This is a genomic window from Neisseria sp. P0022.S010 (assembly GCF_051956635.1).
On sequence record NZ_JBQCXF010000567.1, the window covers coordinates 1 to 1867 of the forward strand.

Here is a 1867-nt window from a genome sequence, read left to right on the forward strand (position 1 = left end):
TGTTTCTGTTTTCAGACGGCCTTTTGAGTTGCTTTAATTAACGGTGATACTGACGGGACAGTTCGTGTACGGTATCGACCAAAATTTTGGCGTGTTCCGGATCGGCGTGTTGGTTGATGCCGTGTCCGAGGTTGAATACATGGCCGCTGCCGTTGCCGTAGTCGGCGAGGATGCGTGCGACCTCGTTGCGGATAGATTCCGGTGTGCCGAAGAGGGCAAACGGGTCGAAGTTGCCTTGCAGGGCAACTTGTTCGCCGACGCGACGGCGGGCTTCGCCGATGTTGCAGGTCCAGTCTAAGCCCAATGCATCTGCGCCGATTTCTGCCATGCTTTCCAGCCATAAGCCGCCGCCTTTGGCAAATACGATAACAGGCACGCGGCGGCCTTCGCTTTCGCGTTTGAGTCCGGCAACGATTTGTCGGATGTACTTCAGGCTGAATTCTTTAAATGCGGCATCGCTCAACACGCCGCCCCAAGTGTCGAAAATTTGTACAGCTTGTGCGCCGGCATCGATTTGGGCGTTGAGGTAGGCGGTAACGGCTTGAGCATTGGTGTCGAGGATTTTATGCAGCAAATCAGGGCGTGAATACATCATGGTTTTGATGGTGCGGAATTCTTTGCTGCTGCCGCCTTCAACCATGTAGCAGGCAAGTGTGAATGGGCTGCCTGAGAAGCCGATCAGCGGAACTCGGCCGTCTAGTGCTTTACGGATGGAAGTTACGGCATCAAAGACGTATTGCAGTTTTTCCATGTCAGGAACTTGCAGTTTTGCAATGTCGACTTCGTGTTGCAAGGCGCGTTCAAATTTCGGGCCTTCGCCTTCGGCAAAATACAGGCCCAAACCCATGGCATCGGGAACGGTCAGAATATCGGAAAACAGAATTGCCGCGTCTAGATCAAAACGTTCTAAAGGTTGGATGGTAACTTCGGTTGCCAACTCGGTGTTTTTGCACAAATCGAGAAAGCTGCCTGCACGTGCGCGCGTGGCTTTGTATTCAGGCAGATAGCGTCCGGCTTGGCGCATCATCCAGATAGGAGTGTATTCGACAGGCTGTTTGAGCAGGGCGCGGAGGAAAGTGTCGTTTTTCAGAGCAGTCATGGTAGAGAGGCTTTCTGATTTGGTGTGTTGGACAAAGTTCAGACGGCCTTAGATATGTATTGAGGCCGTCTGAAATGATTAAATGGTTGGTTCTGTTTAGATTTCATATTGTCGCTTAGTGCGAAATCAGCACATCAATTGGGTTGAGTAAGGGCTGCCGGATGTTCTTCTTCGGCCACGCTTTCCAAAACCAGATTGCGTTGTTCTTGCGCTTTTTGCGGTTGGTCGGTTTCATCAAACACGCGGGCCAAGACCAAATGTGCGGATACGCTGGGTTGCAGGGCGATGCTGGCTTCGAGGTAGCCTTGGGCTTTGCCCCAAAGTTTGCGGCCGTAGGCCAGTTGGCCAAGATACATCAACAGCGGTGCATTGTCGGGTTGTTCCTGCAGCCAAGAATCTGCCAAGTCGATGGCTTTTTGTTGCTCGCGCTCGCTTAGGAAGCGTACGGATTCGACAAATGCTTCCAAAAGCTCGGGCTGGCGGGTTTGCGGATAATGGGTTTTAACCCATTTGACTGCATCGGCATACAAACCCAAACGCTCGTATTTTTCGGCAATCGCGACACATAATTCGCCTGATTTCAAGCTTTCTGGAATGTGTTTCAAACAAGCTTTCAGACTGCGTGCATCGGTCACTTCGCTTAAGAGGCGGCGATATGCCCAATTTTGATACTGTTCGGCTTCGTAATCGTTGATGGCGCCGGCTTTGACCAGTTTTTCTGCTTTTGCCAAGACATCTGCAGCATCGCCGTGATCAAAGGCATAACGC

Annotated in this window: 1 protein-coding gene and 1 pseudogene; both read right to left on the reverse strand. The window is 51.5% G+C overall.

Annotated features, from left to right (window positions below):
* Positions 1-37: 37 nt before the first annotated feature.
* A complete protein-coding gene (gene hemE / locus ACTHUT_RS19455; RefSeq protein ID WP_250600270.1) occupies positions 38-1099 on the reverse strand; it encodes a uroporphyrinogen decarboxylase in 1062 nt (353 codons plus the stop codon).
* Between the two features lie 134 nt (positions 1100-1233).
* Positions 1234-1867, reverse strand: a pseudogene (locus ACTHUT_RS19460) (heme biosynthesis protein HemY); the annotation flags it as partial.

Bases quoted from the DNA above. Each gene is read 5' to 3' on its own strand.
- hemE (WP_250600270.1), bottom strand. From the start codon at position 1,099: ATGACTGCTCTGAAAAACGACACTTTCCTCCGCGCCCTGCTCAAACAG.